The 1,947-nt window shown below is 70.1% G+C and carries 1 protein-coding gene and 1 pseudogene; both read left to right on the top strand.

The features are described from left to right. The coding region (locus LQV45_RS28720) for a Pls/PosA family non-ribosomal peptide synthetase (RefSeq protein ID WP_374208320.1) at window positions 1-1,696 on the top strand (1,696 nt) is incomplete at its 5' end. Window positions 1,697-1,745: 49 nt separating this feature from the next. After that, window positions 1,746-1,947: pseudogene (locus LQV45_RS28715) on the top strand (M1 family peptidase); the annotation flags it as partial.

Below are 1,947 nucleotides of genomic sequence, written 5' to 3'. Positions count from 1 at the left end.
CGGCACAGGGTCCAATATCGAGCCCGAAGTCGATCTGTCCGGCTGGTGGATCGACGGCGACCGTGTCCACATCGGCGCCATCCGGATTGGCCCCGGCGCAAGCGTGGGGGCCCGCAGCACGCTGATGCCGGGAGCCACGGTGGGTGCCGGGGCGCAGGTGGAGCCGGGTTCCGCTGTGATCGGCAAGGTCAAGGCGGGCCAGCTCGTGGCCGGGTCGCCGGCCGAGCGCCGTGGCAAGGCCCGGCACTCGTGGCCGGACTCCCCGGACGAGCACCGGCTGACGGGCCGGTTGTGGTTCGCCGGTTTCGCCGCCGCCTCCGCCATGCTGGCGCTCATCCCCTACGTCTCCGCCGCCGTCGCGGGCTTGGTGATCTTCGCGTTCATCCAGGGCAGCTCCTCCCTGCCCGCGGCCCTGCCCGGCATAGCGCTCTCGATCCCGCTGGCGGCGCTGGCATGGTTCCTGACCAACCTGCTGCTGATCCTGGCCACGACGAGGCTCCTCAGCGTCGGCCTCGCTGAAGGCTACTACCGGGTCCGGAGCCGGATCGGGTGGCAGGTCTGGGCGACCGAGCGGGTACTGGATCTGGCCCGGGATCTGCTGTTCCCGATCTACGCCAGCCTCTTCACGCCGGTCTGGCTGCGGCTTCTCGGTGCAAAGGTCGGCCGCAACGTGGAGGCCTCGACAGTGCTGCTGATCCCGCGCATGACCACCGTGGGCGAAGGCGCGTTCCTGGCCGACGACACGATGGTGGCGTCCTACGAACTCGACGGCGGCTGGATGCACATAGCCCCGGCCAAGATCGGCAAGCGGTCTTTCCTGGGCAACTCGGGCATGACGGCGGCCGGGCGCAGCGTGCCCAAGAACTCCCTCGTGGCGGTGTTGTCCGCGACGCCGGCCAAGGCGAAGTCCGGCACCTCGTGGCTCGGCAGCCCGCCGGTGCGGCTGCGGCGCACCGCCATCGCCTCGGACGACACGCGGACCTACCAGCCGCCCCGGAAGCTGAAGGTCGCGCGGGCCCTGTGGGAGCTGTGCCGGTTCGTCCCGGTCATGCTGACCGTCGTCATCGCCGTCGGTGTCATGCTCGCGTTCGACGCGATGGCGGCCCTGTTCAACTACGGAGTCGCCGCTCTCCTGAGCGGGGTGGTGATCCTGCTCGCCGGGGCCACGGCCGCGGGCAGCGCCGTCGTGGCCAAGTGGCTGCTGGTGGGCCGCATCCGCCCCGGCGAGCACCCGCTGTGGAGCTCCTTCATTTGGCGGAACGAGGTAGTGGACACGTTCATTGAGATGGTCAGCGCCCCGTGGTTCGCGCGCGCCGCCACGGGGACACCGGCTCTGGTGTGGTGGCTGCGGGCACTCGGCGCGAAAATCGGTGCCGGGACCTGGTGCGAAAGCTACTGGCTGCCGGAGGCGGACCTCGTCACCCTTGGCAGGAATTCGACCGTCAACCGCGGGTGCGTGGTCCAGACCCATCTGTTCCATGACCGTGTCATGAGCATCGACACTGTTACGCTCGATGACGGAGCCACCATGGGCCCGCACGGCGTCATCCTGCCGCAGGCCAGGATCGGCAGCGGCGGCACGGTGGGGCCGGCATCCCTCGTCATGCGGGGCGAAACCGTCACTGCCGGGACGTACTGGATGGGCAATCCGGTCAGCCCCTGGGACGGGCCGGCACCGCCCGCAGGGCCCCGTTAGGCCCGGCGCCTGCGCACGTCAACCAGCACCACAACCGAAGGTCCGTCCATTGAGCACCAGCGCACCAAGCAGCAGCGGCGCCGCCGCCCGCGGGGACATCAGCGGGGAAATCAGCCGCGAAATCAGCCGGGCCACGAGCCCGGAGGCCGGCGCCCCGGACCCCTATATGCCCGGCCACGGGACCAATGCCTACCGCGTCACCCGGTATGAACTCGATCTGGACTACCGGGTCAGCAGCAACCGCCTTGCCG

Source organism: Microbacterium sp. Bi128, assembly GCF_918698205.1.
The sequence above is the reverse complement of the archived record's forward strand: the minus strand, read 5'-3'. Positions and strand labels throughout refer to the sequence as shown.